The sequence below is a fragment of the Nostoc sp. C057 genome (assembly GCF_013393925.1).
GTDB classification, from domain to species: Bacteria; Cyanobacteriota; Cyanobacteriia; order Cyanobacteriales; family Nostocaceae; genus Nostoc; species Nostoc muscorum_A.
In genome coordinates, this window is the sequence record NZ_CP040281.1 from 3,977,207 (window position 1) to 3,991,892 (window position 14,686).

Below are 14,686 nucleotides of genomic sequence, written 5' to 3' on the forward strand. Positions count from 1 at the left end.
TTGGAATTAGCAGTCTTTAACTTCTAACTCCTAATTTATTACTCCTAACTTCTAACCATTTTACCCTTAACACTATCTCGTTAAGGTGAGAGTGCGGCGCTTCGTAACCATCTGATAGGATTCGATGATGTCACCTTCAACCCAATCATTGAATTTATCCATACCGACACCGCATTCATAACCGGCGTTGACTTCACGGGCATCTTCTTTCATCCGTTTTAGGGAATCAAGGACACCTTCGTAAATCACCTTACCGCCGCGTCGTACCCTGACTTTGCAGTTACGAACTAGCTTGCCAGATTGAACGTAGCAACCGGCAACAGCACCGCGACCGACTGGGAAGACGGCACGAACTTCGGTTTGACCCAAGGGTTCTTCCACCAACTCTGGTTCCAAAAGACCTTCCAAGGCATCTTGGATATCTTCTAGGAGTTTGTAGATGACGTTGTATTCCCGGACATCTACACCCGCTTCATCGGCGGCTTGTCTAGCGCCACTAGCGAAGGTAGTATTGAAACCAATGATTACAGCGTTACTGGCAGCTGCTAAGTCGATGTCTGTCTCGGTGATTTCCCCAGCAGTAGCCAAGAGCATCCGAATTTGGACTTCGTTTTGCGGGATTTGCTTGAGCGCTCCCACAATGGCTTCTACGGAACCTTGTACGTCTCCTTTCAAGATCAAGTTGAGTTCTTTCAACTCGCCTTCTTGTGCTTGAGCCGATAAGGTTGTGAGGGTAACACGTCCCTGTAACAGGCGGGATAGGCGTTGTCTGTCGGCGCGATCGCTAGCGAGGGCTCTGGCTTCTTTCTCGTTCTGGAAGACCTCGAACTCGTCGCCTGCTGCTGGCACATCACTTAAACCCAACACCTCGACAGCAAAGGAAGGAGAAGCAATATCCACTCTCTTGCCTCTGTCATCCACCATCGCCCGGACTTTACCGAAGGCCGAGCCAGCTACTAAGATATCTCCCACATGCAGGGTACCATTCTGAATTAGCAGGGTAGCAACTGCTCCCTTGGCTTTATCCAGATGTGCTTCAATGACAGTTCCTTTGGCAGTACGATCTGGGTTGGCAGATAGTTCTCCAACTTCTGCTACCAAGAGAATCATTTCTAAGAGCGTATCCAGATTTTCACCTCTGATGGCGCTCACGGGAACCATGATTGTCTCACCACCCCAATCTTCTGCCGTCAGACCATACTGGGTTAGTTCTTGTTTCACCCGCTCTGGCTGTGCCCCTTCTTTATCAATTTTGTTGATTGCAACAACAATTGGCACTCCCGCAGCTTGAGCGTGACTAATGGCTTCAATGGTTTGGGGACGGACACCATCATCAGCAGCCACTACTAATACGGCAATGTCTGTTACCCTAGCTCCTCTAGCCCGCATAGCTGTAAAGGCTTCGTGACCAGGGGTATCCAGGAAGACTATCTGCTGTGGTTTGCCCTCATGTACCACATCCACATGGTACGCACCAATGTGCTGAGTGATACCGCCAGCTTCGCCAGCAGCTACTTTGGTTTTGCGGATTGAGTCGAGCAGGGTTGTTTTACCGTGGTCTACGTGACCCATAATTGTCACGACAGGCGGACGGCGATGAAGATATTCTTGGTCTTCTGCGCCGACCATTTCCGTAATTTTCCGAGCTTCTGCTTCTCGCTCGACGGTTTCGACTTCTATTTCTAGTTCTTTTCCTACCAGGGTAATTGTGGGAATATCCAGATTTTGGGTGATACTCACCGCCATGCCTTTGAGGAAGAGGATTTTAACAATCTCTGTATCGGGAACGGCTAAAACGTCGGACAGTTCTTGTACAGTTAACGGCCCTGTGATCGTTACCTTTTCGGGACGATCGCGCTTGGTATCAGCTTCTTGTTGGTGGCGACGGTTATTGTGATGGTCACGGCTAGAACCAGACTTAGAACCAGGTTTTCTACTTCCTCTAGCAGTTGGAGCGCTAGCAAGGCTTGCACCCGGCATCTGTACAGGTCGAGTCGCTTTTGGTTTGGGAGGACGAGCGATGGAAAGGCTGACTTGGACGATTGCTGGTGAGTCGATATCGTCATCATCCAACAAATCTTCTTCAAATTCATCATCCAATATCGGCTTGATCCGCTTGCCTTTAACGCCAGCTTTAGCCTTCTCTTTAACTTCGTCGATTATTTCCTCTTCTACCCACTTTTTGCCGCCTTTGGTCGGGCGAGGCGGACTTGGGCGTTTCAAATCGAGGAGATCGGGTGTAACTGGCTCATCACCCAGTCCTTGAGATTTACCCGCTATTCCTGACATTTGTCTGGGTGGAGTAGCGATCGGCATTGCGGCTGCTACTGATTCACCAGGACGCGCTGGTCTGGGTCTTTGCCCCTCTCCTAGTTGTGATGGTGCAGATGGTCGATTGCCTCTCTGCTCTGGTCTGGTGGGTGCAGGGGTAGGCCTGGCCTGTCTTTGTGGCGCAGATTGTGGAAACTGGTCAGTTGGCAGTTTAGCAACTCTGGGTTTAATTTGCTCGCGATCGCCTTCAACGGGACGTAGCCGTTGGTCACGTTTGAGAATCGGTTTATCTGCTTGAGATACCGGCTCATCTGACACTTGGGCTACTTCTGCTTGGGCTACTTCTGCCGCCGGTCTTGCTGGAGGGGCAACTAATTGCGGTTTGATCGGTTTTTCCGATTTCGGTCTTGGTGGAACTACTTTTTCCGGTTTTTGGGATGCTACTTTTTCCGGTGCCTGACTTGGATTAGGTGTTTGTTCCAAGTCGGTGACAGGAGGTTGCTCTTGAGTCTCAGATTGAGTCCGGGGCACAGGTCGAGTTGGTGCTGCCGGCTTCATGGGTGAGGCTGGTGTAGCAAAAGGCCGTGGAGGTGAGGGAGGATTAGCTTCAGACAAGGCAGCTTGGGTATTGTTGGCAACTGACGCCTCTGGGGCGTTGGAGGTAGTATTTCTCAATATTTTGGGTTTGCGTATTTCCAAAATTTGCTGTTTGTGGGGTGCAGCAGGTCGGTTACGTCCGCCGTTTGGTGGTGAATTTGGCTTATGGCTGGTTGTACCTAGTTCCTTTTTGGCTGAAACATTGGTAGCTGCGAGCTTTTCCGCAGCCGTGCGGATGTTTTCTGCCTCGGATTCTGAAATCGTGCTGCTATGACTTTTGACCGCGATACTGAGCTGGTCGCAAATTGCTAGTAGCTCTTTGTTATCCAAATTCAATTCCTTTGATAATTCATAGATTCTAACTTTGCCGTTGGTCATCCACTCTTCCCCTTTAATTTACAGTTTTAGCGGATGGTTGCCTGGTTTTCGACATCTCCATCCTTGGATTACTGTTTTTAGACCGCCGTTTAGTTTTTGCCGGTGCCTCCAATCAGGAAAGAGAGATGTTTCGGTTTAATAATGGCATCCCCACCAGGAATGATGGTTGAGGGATACCCATAAAAATTTTTTAAAAAGATTTTTATAGGAATCCTTGACGCCGAACTGCGCCTGAGCGCTACCAGGTTGCCATTTTGTAGTTTCTTGTTTTGTTGATTCTGAATCTTCCACAACACAATCGATTACATCTTGTTCTGGGAATGTTTCCTCGCCTCTCTTAAATTATTTGGAGAGTCGAATGCTTTTTACACCCATTTACTATTTTGGCACTAACCTTAACGATCAACAGAGGGTGTGATGAAAGCACGACTTCGGCTTTGGCACAATTTCTCTGGTGATGATGTCACAAAGTTGTTCCAATTAAATTTGGTTTTGGGTATTGCTGCTGGCTAGACGTTGCGACAAGCTTTGATACAGTGTTTCTGGCACTGATGCATGTAGCGATCGCCCTAGTCGATTTTTTTTTTGAGCCGCTTGTAAGCAACTCGTTTGCGGACAAATATAGGCAGAACGCCCCATGCCCTGATCTAATTGTACCTTTCCCGATGGAAAGACGCGGACAATCCGCCAAAACTCATCTTTTGAGCCTACTTTCCGGCAACTAATACAGCGCCGATAATTTGGTTTCATCAGTTTTCTGCGATCTCAGTCCAGCATTCTGGGTGTAAAAATGAGTTTTTTATTACTATTTTTTACTTATACCAAGGTGTCTTTCAGGAAATAATCCTTACGACTCGGACTACAATCAACATTATCAAAACTTTACAAGATTAATCAATTATTCGTCATCGTTATTGTCAAAACTATCCTCCTCTTCTAATTCGTCCTGATTTTCATCTTCTAATTCTTCGTCGAATTCAAGGTCATCTTCCTCTGTCTGATATTTTGCTCTGACAGCGGTAAATTTCTCATCTTCTCCGGCATAGTCGTATTTAGCTTTGTCTTTGATGTCTATTTTCCAACCAGTCAGGCGGGCTGCCAAACGGACGTTTTGTCCTTCTTTCCCAATAGCTAAACTTAGTTGGTCTTCAGCCACAAGTACGTGAGTTTGCCGGGATTCTGGGTCCATGAGGCGTACTTCATCCACCCGTGCTGGACTTAAAGCATTAGCGATGTATGTTGCTGGGTCTGGCGACCAGCGAATTACATCTATTTTTTCACCGCGTAATTCGTTGACTACCACTTGAATTCGCGATCCCCTGGCTCCGATACAAGCACCAACTGGGTCTACATCGCGATCTAGGGTATCTACTGCTATTTTAGTCCGGGGACCGACATAACGGGAGGGGGGGTTTGCCTCCCTTGCTACGGCAACAATCCGTACCACTTCATCTTCGATTTCTGGGACTTCGTTGGCAAACAGATAAACCACTAAACCGGCATCAGCACGAGACACCAGCAACTGTGGCCCTCGTTGCTGACCTTGAGAGACTTTTTTCAGATATACCTTGAAGGTGGCATTTGCCCGATAATTATCGTTAGGCAACTGTTCCCGCTTCGGTAACTCGGCTTCTACTTCTGGCTGACCAAATCCACTGCTGACTGCCAAAACCACAGATTGCCGCTCAAACCGTAGGACTCTTGCTTGCAAAACAGTTCCTTCTAAATCTTGGAACTCTTCTTGCACCATCTGGCGCTGTTGATCCCGTAATTTTTGCGCCAATACTTGCTTGGTTTGCATTGCCGCCATCCGACCAAATTCTCCTTGGTCGGGAGTCACATCTAGTACAACAGAGTCCCCTAACTGTGCTTCGGGAGCTACTTGTTGAACTTCGTCTAAAGAAATCTGATGGTCTGTGTTATTTACTTCTTCAACGATGGTTTTGGTGGAAAGAACGCGAAATCCTTCTCCGTCAATATCGAGTTCTACTTCAAAATTTTCAAAATAATCTTCGTCAAACTGTTTTCGCTCTAAATTTTGGGCGCGACGATAACGTTCGTAGCCTTTGAGTAGTGCTTCTCTAATAGCTGATTGAACTGCAAGACGGGGTAAATTCCGCTCACGACTTATACTTTCAATTAATTCTTTTAATCCAGGTAAAGTAACCATTGACATAAGCAATCTCCTTTAAAAAGCAGGGAGTGGGGGCTGAAAACTACGCATTAAATAGAACCAGGGATTAGAGAATAGCTTTACACTAGCCCCTAATCTCTAGCCCTTAGTCCCGAAACTCTAGGCCCGAAACTCTAGCCTTGAGCGAATGGCACTCTAGCCTGTAATTCCTAAGCCCTAGCCCTTTGTTTATCGGCGCTCGTCTAGCTGCACCTTAGTAATTAGGGAGCGGGGAATTTCGACTACACGACCCTTTTGGTTTAAGTAAAGTGTTGTCTCATCCCGGCGAATCAACTGACCAATCCACTCTTGTTGTCCGTCGTAGGGAAGCGTTGTGGAAATAATGACAGGAAATCCTTTAAAGGAAATAAACTCCCTGTCTGTTACCAGTTGCCGCGAAATACCAGGACTAGACACTTCCAAGACGTATGTATCTGGAACGATTTCCGCAGCATCTAAGGAGGCTTCTAAAGCACGGCTCATCCTCTCACAATCATTCAATCCGGTGTCTTGCTGAGGATTGCGAATGTCTACCCGCAACACTGGTGGACTTTGGTGAGTGTGAAAGACCACGCCAACCACTTCCAATCCCAGTTCTTCTGCTACTGGTGTCGCCAAATCAATAATTTGTGGAACTAAAGGATGAGCCATGAGAGAATTCAATAAAAAAAGTGGGCACTGACCCACTTCCTGCGATAGGTATATCTTCCAAGAAGTCTTGTGACGAATCAATGATGATTCGCCCTCATTCGAGTTTAGCGCATTTAATGGATAGTCGAGTATTGGGGATGGGGCATTGGGAATAGGGAATTAGGAATTGGTTTTTTCTCCTTGCCCCCCTGCCCCCTAGCCCGGATTTCTCACGCATAGTGTAGGCAGAGGGAGAAGAGGAGTGTGGGGAGTGTGGGGAGTGTGGGGGGGTAAGACTTCTTCCCCATCCTCCCACACCTCCCACACCTCCCACACCCCTTGGATTTCTCACAAGTGAGAAATCCAGGCTAGCTTCTCTACCCTTCGCGTATTTTTGGGAGAGTGGTGCTTTTCTCGACGACTGTAGGAACTGATGCTTGTGTGCGTAGCTGCCTGGTTTGCTCGATAATTTGGTCTATGTCTTCTTGGGATAAACGCTGGACGTAGTTGATTTTGATTTCCTCTAAGAAGTCAAAAAGTAAACTCTGAATTTCGGAAAGTACGTGTTTTTCCTTCATTTCAGATCCCAAAGCTTCGCTAAACCTTTCTACGAGTTGACTGGTGAGTTTTGCGCCAACAGGGTCTTCAACAGCGCTAACCAAAGTTTTGTAAAGATTAGTTGTGATTTGCGTTGCCAATTGTTCGCTTAACTGGGTTTGAGCTTTTCCCACGCCAGGGAGATTCTGGAGGTTGCGGTAGACGGGGACTTGATGGAAGACGGTTTCGATATTGTGGCGCAAAATGGCAACGATCGCAGGTTGAATATCAGGTAACACTTGGTAAACAATTGTTTTTACCAAAAGACCTGCGATCGCTTCCACTTCATTCACATTATTAATATCTATGTAGGGACGTAAATTTTCTTGTTGTGAGAGCCAATGCGTTAACTCACCCCGTTGAATTGAACCCTGAACCTGGTTAATTACCCTTACTACTACTACTTCTGTGAGTTCTTCAGCAAAATTGGCGACAACCCCCTGATGAATTTGCTTTCGCACTGGCTGGAGATCCAATAAATGCGCTTGATCGAGGCGGACTAATACAGGTAAGATTCGCAGCCAACGCCAAAATGGTAGGAGTAAAAATACGTCGTACCAACGCCACAATAGTGCTTCAAACCAGCTTAAACCAAGATGTCGGCGTTTGATTGAGAAGGTACGCCCCAGCAATTCTACGCCAAATAAAATCACGAAGGGTAAGTCAATAATCCAAAAATTATCCACAAATTCACCACTTTCACCGATTTGGCGGTAGTAGTTAGTGGCAATTAAAGGGCGGATGCTCTCGTTAAAAAAATTAATTTCTTTAATCCAGCCATTTTGCGAGAGGTAAGGCTGACTCCAAAAAGTGGCAAAGGACTGTTTTGCAGATTCGTTACCGATGTGCGATCGCATCCGCTTTTTGATTTTTTCCAAAGTCCCACTTTTATTAACTCCAGCAAAGGGGTTACTGTCAATCATCTCGTTGCTAAGACGCTTTATTTGCTCTAGTCTGCTTTTTACCTCAGAAGACTCTAATCCTGTTTGGCTGACTTGTTCTTCTAATGCGTCTACTGTTTCTAGATAAATTTTTGTGTCTCGGTGGGATTCAATACCTTTTATTGGGTCATAAATCTGAATAACTTGGGGAAGTTTCCGTAAGTAAAAATCTCGCCAAGGTACGTAACTTAAATTAAACAAAACTAAACCTAAATTTACAGTGGCAGTAATTGCCATAAATCTTTCAAACCAAAGATTCGTCTGTTTAGAAGATTTTATATCTTTCTTTTTGTGTTGCATATTATACATTTTTGGGATATTTGAAATATCATCTCTTTCATTTATTAATTTTCGTTTCTTTCCAACCAAATACAGCAATTTGCAGTTGAGTAGACCTCAGTATAAATGTATATATATGTATTTATGCCAACTTAAGGTTAAAAAATGCTTAGAGACAAAGGGCTTAAGTTGACACCAATCCACATAAATGAATCAATATCGCAATTGAGTGTTCAAAGCGTGTATTCGCTTCAAATGATAACCTCTGCATCTCTGCCAATACAAGATACGTCTTTTGATGGATGACATGAATTACTTTTTATACACCTCGTTAACTTTGGCAAAAATTATTCATAAATTATTCAAAAATCATTAAAAAATCGCGAAAAAAGTTATTAAACAAACTTAAAATGCAGCTGTTAACATTTATAATCCTGCTGATTTAATCCAAAGGAGTTTTAAATATGTGGTGTGGTTTTGGAAAATCAAGCGCGACTTTTGCTGTTACTTGCCTGATAAGCGCTAGTGTGGTAATTGCAGACACAGGTTTCGCAGCACCTCAACGTAGCTATACGCCCCAGCAATTCCGTTCTGTGTTGCGAGGTCTAGGCTATAACGTCAAGGTAACAAATGGTCCTTTGACAGATGAGGAAACCAAAAAGGCAATTCGTGAATTTCAGACAGGTTATAAGCTAAAACCAGTTGATGGGATAGCAGGGCCAAAAACCCAAGATTTTGCTGCTAACATTGTTCAAATTCTGCACACAAATTTGAATGCAGTAGTCAAGCCTAATCCTCCCCTACCGCGCGATCATTTTTACGGTTCCCGCACGGAAGAAGTGGTGAAGGAGTATCAAAAGAAACATCAGTTGCAAGAAACTGGAATTGCTAATTTAGCACTCCGCCAAAAGCTGAATGAAGAAGCAAAGACAGTCTTGAGTCAGCCAACAGCTAAACCAACAACGAAACCAACGGCTAAACCAACAGCTACGCCAACGGCTAAACCAACAGCTACGCCAACGGCTACACCCACAGCTACGCCAACAGCTACACCAACGGCTACACCAACAGCTACGCCAACGGCTACACCAACAGCTACACCAACAGCTACGCCAACATCTACACCCTAGTCTCCACAAAAACCCCTACCCAAAGACCCTCAAGTCATCTGATTTGGTTCTTCTAAGGGTCTACCCTTGGGTATAGGTAGAATTGGACGGCCGTCATTGTAAGGCATAGGAATGTACTGCACGCTGGGTCGCCCTCCTTGCGCCTGTGGGTACAAGTCCATAAGATCATAAATAGAATGGGGCAGTCCGACAGTTACGGGCAGCCCCATTTCTGTTGCTTCTTCAATAGTTATGGGATAATCGTGGGTGACGCGCCCGGTTGTCAAGGCTTCGATAATCGATTCGATATTTTCTGGTAGAACTTTTTGTTTGGGTATACTGTCTTTAAGCAAAGTTCTTACAAACCTCTGTACCTGCCCAATTGCTTTGCGTGAGAGGTCGGCCATAATTAAAGTTTGATCGTCAATCTCACTGATGGGTTTATCTTCAATTACTTTTAGGATACTTGCTGCGGGGTAATTACCCAATTGGGGATCAACTGGTCCCAAGACAGCGTTAGCATCCATAATAATTTCATCAGAGGCCAGGGCAAGCATTGTACCGCCACTCATCGCGTAGTGCGGGACAAAGACTGTGACTTTTGCCTGGTGGCGAATTAATGCTCTGGCGATTTGTTCTGTTGCCAAAACCAAACCGCCAGGAGTGTGCAAAATTAAGTCAATTGGCACATCTGGGGGTGTGAGGCGAATAGCTCGTAAGATTTGTTCTGAGTCTTCGATAGTAATGTAGCGAGATATAGGAATTCCCAGAAAGCTAATAGACTCTTGGCGGTGAATCAACAAAATCACCCGACTTTTGCGTTCTTGTTGAAATTCTTGTAAAGCACGCAAGCGGCGATATTCTATTTGACGTTTTTGCCAAAGGGGTTGTAAGGAAGTTAGAAGCAGGAAAATCCAAAATAAATCACCAATACCAAAGCCCATAAATATTAATTCTTGTTCAAAAATAACGGTTGTCGTCATTATTGTGACAATTTTTGGGCGATCGCAGTTCTATCGTAAGACTAGAAGATGTAGAGGGAAATAAGGTAGATTTTGCTCTCCGTTCCCTACTTCTTCATCTCCCCCGTCGCCAAATCTTGATAGTATCGTCATCACTACCGCTCACTAGGGTTTGTCCATCAGGACTGAAAGCGACACATCGAACATAGCTGGAATGTCCTGTAAGTGTGCTAATTTCTCTACCACTGTGTAAATGCCACAGTTTGATAGTATTGTCCCAACTGCCACTAGCGAGAAATTGCCTATCCTGGCTAAAGGCAACTGACCAAACTGAATCAGAATGACCACTGAGAGTGCGAATTTCTCTGCCTGTGTTGACATGCCACAATTTAATTGTGTTGTCACCACTGCCACTAGCAATCATTTCTGCATCGTGGCTGAAGGCGATACAGTTGATGAAGAAGGAATGACCTGTAAGTGTGTAGATGTTTCTGCCTGTGTATAGTTGCCACAGTTTGACCGTGTAGTCATTGCTGCCACTAGCCACAAGCTGTCTATCCTGGCTATTCGTCGTTGTCGCTGTTCTCGGAGAATAAGCAATTGACGAAACTGAGTCGGAATGACCTGTGAGAGTTTGAATTTCTATACCAGTGTTTACTTGCCATAGTTTAATTGTGCAGTCAGCACTGCCACTAACAAGAAACTTGCCATCTGGACTAAAGGCAACAGAATTCACCCAGTTAGTATGACCAGTGAGAGTGCGAATTTCTTTTCCGGTGTTTACATCCCACAATTTGATTGTATTATCCCAACTACCGCTAGCCAAGATTCCCCGGTTCAGGTCTGTAACTCCCCCAGATTTGCCAGAATCTCCTTGATAAGAAAAGTTTGAAGAGATTGGGCTAAAGGCGACGGAATTAACCATACTAGAATGACCAGAAGACCAACGACCCATTTGACGCACTAGCTTGCCAGTACTCAGTTGCCAAAGTTTAATAGTATGGTCATTACTGCCACTAGCAATCAATTGCCCATCTGGACTAATAGCGATCGCATGAACCATACTAGAATGACCTCTGAGGGTCTGTACGCATTGCCAGTTTTGCTGGTCTAATACAACAGGTGGAGGTAATTTTACTCTGGGCGTTATCACTAAGGTGGATGTTTCTGGTGCTATCTTTTTCTCGTTTTCAGGGCTCAATAAATCCAACCACTCCTGCACAGATTGGGGACGATAGGTTGACTCCAAATCCATGCCGCACATAATAGCTTGATTTACCCTATCGCTGATGTTGGGATTAAAATATTGTGGTGGTTCTAAATTAATATTGTGCCGTCTATCATCTGCACTTGTCGGTATCACTCCGGTAAGCAAATTATACAGAGTAGCAGCTAAAGCATAGATATCAATGTATTCTCCTCGTGGCGCTTCTGATTCATACTGCTCAGGTGGGGCAAAACCAGGAGTGCGATACACTGTATGTCTTTGAATTACATTAGGAATAAATTCTCTAGCGATGCCAAAGTCTATCAGCACTGCTTCAGATTTATCAATGCGGATCATAATGTTGCGTGGTTTGAGATCCCGATGCAGCAATCCTTTAGAATGGATTAGTGTCAAAGCGTCGCCAATTTGTCTGATGTAGAGCAGCGCTTCTGCTTCTGATAGCACTCCAACCCGTTTTAAATACTGTCCTAAGTCTTCGCCTTCGATGTATTCCATCACCATGCAGGGCAAATTCCCATCATCGAAGATGGTTTCTATTTCTACTATATGGGGATGGTGACACACAGCCAGCCTAACTGCTTCATCACGGAAGTCTTGCCGTAACTTGTTCCGGTGGAGTATCCAGGCGGGGTGGTTCAGGATTTCTTCTTTAAGGGTTTTAATCACTCGCAGTTGATTCCGCTGATTTCTGGCAAGATAAGTAATGCCAATTCCGCCTTCACCTAGTTGGCTTTCGATAATGTAGCGTCCCCCGAATAAAGACTTTCCTGCATTCCACACCATTAGTAATATTTGACAATTGCTGGTATTTATTTTGGCACAGTATCAAAACAGCCAACCCGAATTTTTGGGAATTCCATTTGAATCGCTGTTGTAGATTTTTGGAAGTTAGTTACTTAGAGAACATTTTCATTAACCTCGATAATTACTAATAGTATAAAGTTGTGTATACCCTAATAGCTTTAGCGAAACTTTGCCTTTAGATCAAAGTATGAGAGTTGATTGCTCATGTTAGAGTAAACGATGACTTTCGCTATATTTGTTCATAATAATTTGACTTGTAGGTAATCTGTAATTATGCTAAAGAATCTGAATCTGAAACAAAAATTTACAATTCTGCTACTGGTAATTCTGACATTTGGTTTGAGCTTGAGTGGATTTGCTCTTTCTTCTTTGCTTAGGGAGAATGCTAAACAAGATATTAGCTCTACTGGTCTCATCCTCATTCAAACAATGAGTTCTGTTCGTAAATACACCAGTACTCAAGTGAATCCAGAGCTAGTTGATAAATTGGCTACTGAGTTTTTGCCGCAAACCGTACCTGGATACTCAGCACGGGAGGTATTTGAGATTTTACGGAAAACAACAGAATATCGTGATTTCTTTTATAAAGAAGCAACTCTCAATCCCACAAATCTGCGGGATAAGGCTGACGGTTTTGAGACGGAAATTGTAGAAAGGTTCAGAAATAAATCAGACCTTAAAGAAGTGAGTGGATTTCGCTCAATTCCTAGTGGGGATATCTTTTATATTGCTCGTCCCTTAAAAGTTTCTGAAGAAAGTTGTCTGAAGTGTCATAGCGTACCAGAGGCTGCCCCTCAAAGTATGATTACTCTTTATGGCACAGCTAATGGATTTGGGTGGAAGCTGAATGAGATTGTCGGCGCTCAAATTATATCAGTACCGGCAAAGAATGTAATCAGCAAAGCAAATCAGTCTTCTTTACTAATTATCTTAATTGTATCAACTATATTTATAGCGACTATCCTGTTAGTTAACTTGTTCTTGAATCGACAGGTTGTTGTTCCTCTCAAACGCATGACTCGCATAGCGGAAGAAGTTAGTACAGGACACATGGAAGTTGAATTTGAGCAGATGTCTAATGATGAAATCGGTAATTTAGCTAGAGCCTTTAAACGGATGCAGTTAAGTTTAGAAATGGCAATGAAAAGAATCAAACGCACTCAGGGGGGAACAGGGGATTAAAATAATTAGTAATGAAATGGACGTTTTCTACAAGATGCTGCGCGTACCTTGCTTCTCTGTAAGAGTACGCGCTACGCTAATGCAATTAATTTTTATATAAATAATTGAACTATTTTAACTTATTTCTAAAGTGATATAGGACTCTTATTTGATTTTTTAAAAAATCTAGTATAGCTCAGAGAGGCTTTTTGACTATTGCCTTGCTACCCAAATAATTATGGCTATGCCATGCTGCACGAACAGAAATCAAATTGGATTGCCAGATTAGTCTAAAATATCTATGAAAATAAGCTTTTTTTGAATTCAAAAGCTGCTTGAAAGTTAGGAATTTGGTTGGCTATAAGTTCAACAAATTGATCAGGTGAAATGTAAGGATTCTCATCTAATATTTCTTCTATAATCAGATTTGCCATTGGCCCGATGTGGTAGGCTAATTCTTGTTGACAATGTTTAATAAATCCTGGTTGGAGTGAAGGTTGTTGTTGTTCAATTTGCCCACTTTGTACATTAGCAGGTAAACTAGGTGGACTAAAAATTGTTTCTCCAGGTGGGTTGTATGACTGCGATATTGCCGACATAGCCTGAAATTCAGGATTAAATACCGTAGCAGGCAAATCATCAAGCATGACTGGAGGAGACATTGCTAGTTCTCGTTCTCCAATCCGCTCTAAATCTTTGATAACTTCCCTGGCTGTTTGGTATCGCTTGTTGGGTCTATCTGCCAACATACAATCAAGTACTTGAGCGAACTCATCACTAACGTAAGTATAATAACGCCAGTTCCATTCAAGTGAATACTGATCCATTAGTAAAGATGGATCTCTACCTGTGAGTAGTACAATAGCTGTTACACCCAAGGCATATAGATCACTAGAAGCCGAGCATAAACCTAAACTAATCTGTTCGCGGGGTGCATACCCCACTTTGCCTACAAGGGACATTTTGCCAACAAATGTTACTTGGTGGTTAGAACTTCTCCCCTCGTTCACGTCAGCAATTTGCTTCCCAACACCGAAATCAATCAGCACTGGCAGATCCTTGCCATCAGGTAACATGATGTTATCAGGAGAAATATCTCGATGGATGATATTGTGCTGATGGACATATTCCAAAACAGGCAATAGATTTTTTAGCCACTGGATAACTTCATCTTCAGAAAAATTTCTTCCTTGACGTTGAAGTTCTCCCAACAGCCTAGAATATGTTTTGCCGTCAACATATTCTTGTACTAGGAATAACCGACCATCTCCTTCAAAACAAGCTAAAAACTTGGGGATTTGAGGATGTTGCAATTGATGAAGGATTTTTGCTTCTCTTTTAAATAGGTTGCGATATTGTTCCAGCCCACTTTCCCCTGTGCCAATGGGTGCAAACTCCTTGAGGACACAAGCTTCATTAAACCGCCGAGTGTCAAATGCCAAGTAAGTTCGCCCCAATCCTCCCTGTCCCAGAAGTTTTTGGATAATATAGCGGTTATCAATTAGAGTTCCAGCAGCTATTTCTGGTCTTGTCATAGGCGACTGTGACATCTCATC

Annotated in this window: 10 protein-coding genes; 2 read left to right on the forward strand and 8 right to left on the reverse strand. The window is 43.9% G+C overall.

Annotated elements, in window-relative coordinates; translation table 11 throughout:
• Positions 1 to 72 precede the first annotated feature (72 nt).
• The 5 genes from infB to FD724_RS17110 form a co-directional block, all read right to left on the reverse strand.
• The gene (gene infB / locus FD724_RS17090; RefSeq protein ID WP_179073446.1) at positions 73 to 3,246 is read right to left on the reverse strand and encodes a translation initiation factor IF-2; all 3,174 of its coding nucleotides are present in this window, start codon (positions 3,244 to 3,246) and stop codon (positions 73 to 75) included.
• A gap of 480 nt (positions 3,247 to 3,726) precedes the next feature.
• A complete protein-coding gene (locus tag FD724_RS17095; RefSeq protein ID WP_114081474.1) occupies positions 3,727 to 3,996 on the reverse strand; it encodes a YlxR family protein in 270 nt (89 codons plus the stop codon).
• Positions 3,997 to 4,144: 148 nt separating this feature from the next.
• Positions 4,145 to 5,422 (reverse strand): transcription termination factor NusA, encoded by a 1,278-nt coding sequence (gene nusA / locus FD724_RS17100; protein ID WP_179073447.1) that lies wholly within the window; start codon positions 5,420 to 5,422, stop codon positions 4,145 to 4,147.
• Between the two features lie 186 nt (positions 5,423 to 5,608).
• Positions 5,609 to 6,070 carry a ribosome maturation factor RimP gene (gene rimP, locus FD724_RS17105; protein ID WP_114081475.1) on the reverse strand — a complete coding sequence of 154 codons (462 nt, stop codon included), beginning with the start codon at positions 6,068 to 6,070 and terminating at the stop codon, positions 5,609 to 5,611.
• A gap of 356 nt (positions 6,071 to 6,426) precedes the next feature.
• Positions 6,427 to 7,896 (reverse strand): hypothetical protein, encoded by a 1,470-nt coding sequence (locus tag FD724_RS17110; RefSeq protein WP_179073448.1) that lies wholly within the window; start codon positions 7,894 to 7,896, stop codon positions 6,427 to 6,429.
• A 434-nt stretch (positions 7,897 to 8,330) separates the two neighbouring features.
• On the opposite strand from FD724_RS17110, the gene FD724_RS17115 reads away from it, so the two are divergent.
• Entirely contained in the window at positions 8,331 to 8,996 is a 666-nt protein-coding gene (locus FD724_RS17115; RefSeq protein ID WP_179073449.1) for a peptidoglycan-binding protein, read from the forward strand.
• A gap of 29 nt (positions 8,997 to 9,025) precedes the next feature.
• On the opposite strand, the gene FD724_RS17120 is transcribed toward FD724_RS17115, so the two are convergent.
• Entirely contained in the window at positions 9,026 to 9,919 is an 894-nt protein-coding gene (locus FD724_RS17120; RefSeq protein ID WP_114081478.1) for a hypothetical protein, read from the reverse strand.
• Between the two features lie 133 nt (positions 9,920 to 10,052).
• Positions 10,053 to 11,948 carry a serine/threonine-protein kinase gene (locus tag FD724_RS17125; protein WP_179073450.1) on the reverse strand — a complete coding sequence of 632 codons (1,896 nt, stop codon included), beginning with the start codon at positions 11,946 to 11,948 and terminating at the stop codon, positions 10,053 to 10,055.
• Positions 11,949 to 12,242: 294 nt separating this feature from the next.
• Here FD724_RS17125 and FD724_RS17130 point away from each other — a divergent pair, with 294 nt between their 5' ends.
• Positions 12,243 to 13,151 carry a DUF3365 domain-containing protein gene (locus FD724_RS17130; RefSeq protein WP_114081480.1) on the forward strand — a complete coding sequence of 303 codons (909 nt, stop codon included), beginning with the start codon at positions 12,243 to 12,245 and terminating at the stop codon, positions 13,149 to 13,151.
• Positions 13,152 to 13,429: 278 nt separating this feature from the next.
• Here FD724_RS17130 and FD724_RS17135 read toward each other — a convergent pair whose 3' ends face one another.
• Positions 13,430 to 14,680 (reverse strand): serine/threonine-protein kinase, encoded by a 1,251-nt coding sequence (locus FD724_RS17135; RefSeq protein WP_114081481.1) that lies wholly within the window; start codon positions 14,678 to 14,680, stop codon positions 13,430 to 13,432.
• Between the last annotated feature and the right edge of the window lie 6 nt (positions 14,681 to 14,686).

Coding starts and splice junctions, on each gene's coding strand:
- FD724_RS17125 (WP_179073450.1), bottom strand. CDS start 11,948: ATGGTGTGGAATGCAGGAAAGTCTTTATTCGGGGGACGCTACATTATC.
- FD724_RS17130 (WP_114081480.1), top strand. CDS start 12,243: ATGCTAAAGAATCTGAATCTGAAACAAAAATTTACAATTCTGCTACTG.
- FD724_RS17110 (WP_179073448.1), bottom strand. CDS start 7,896: ATGTATAATATGCAACACAAAAAGAAAGATATAAAATCTTCTAAACAG.
- infB (WP_179073446.1), bottom strand. CDS start 3,246: ATGACCAACGGCAAAGTTAGAATCTATGAATTATCAAAGGAATTGAAT.
- rimP (WP_114081475.1), bottom strand. CDS start 6,070: ATGGCTCATCCTTTAGTTCCACAAATTATTGATTTGGCGACACCAGTA.
- FD724_RS17120 (WP_114081478.1), bottom strand. CDS start 9,919: ATGGGCTTTGGTATTGGTGATTTATTTTGGATTTTCCTGCTTCTAACT.
- nusA (WP_179073447.1), bottom strand. CDS start 5,422: ATGTCAATGGTTACTTTACCTGGATTAAAAGAATTAATTGAAAGTATA.
- FD724_RS17135 (WP_114081481.1), bottom strand. CDS start 14,680: ATGTCACAGTCGCCTATGACAAGACCAGAAATAGCTGCTGGAACTCTA.
- FD724_RS17095 (WP_114081474.1), bottom strand. CDS start 3,996: ATGAAACCAAATTATCGGCGCTGTATTAGTTGCCGGAAAGTAGGCTCA.
- FD724_RS17115 (WP_179073449.1), top strand. CDS start 8,331: ATGTGGTGTGGTTTTGGAAAATCAAGCGCGACTTTTGCTGTTACTTGC.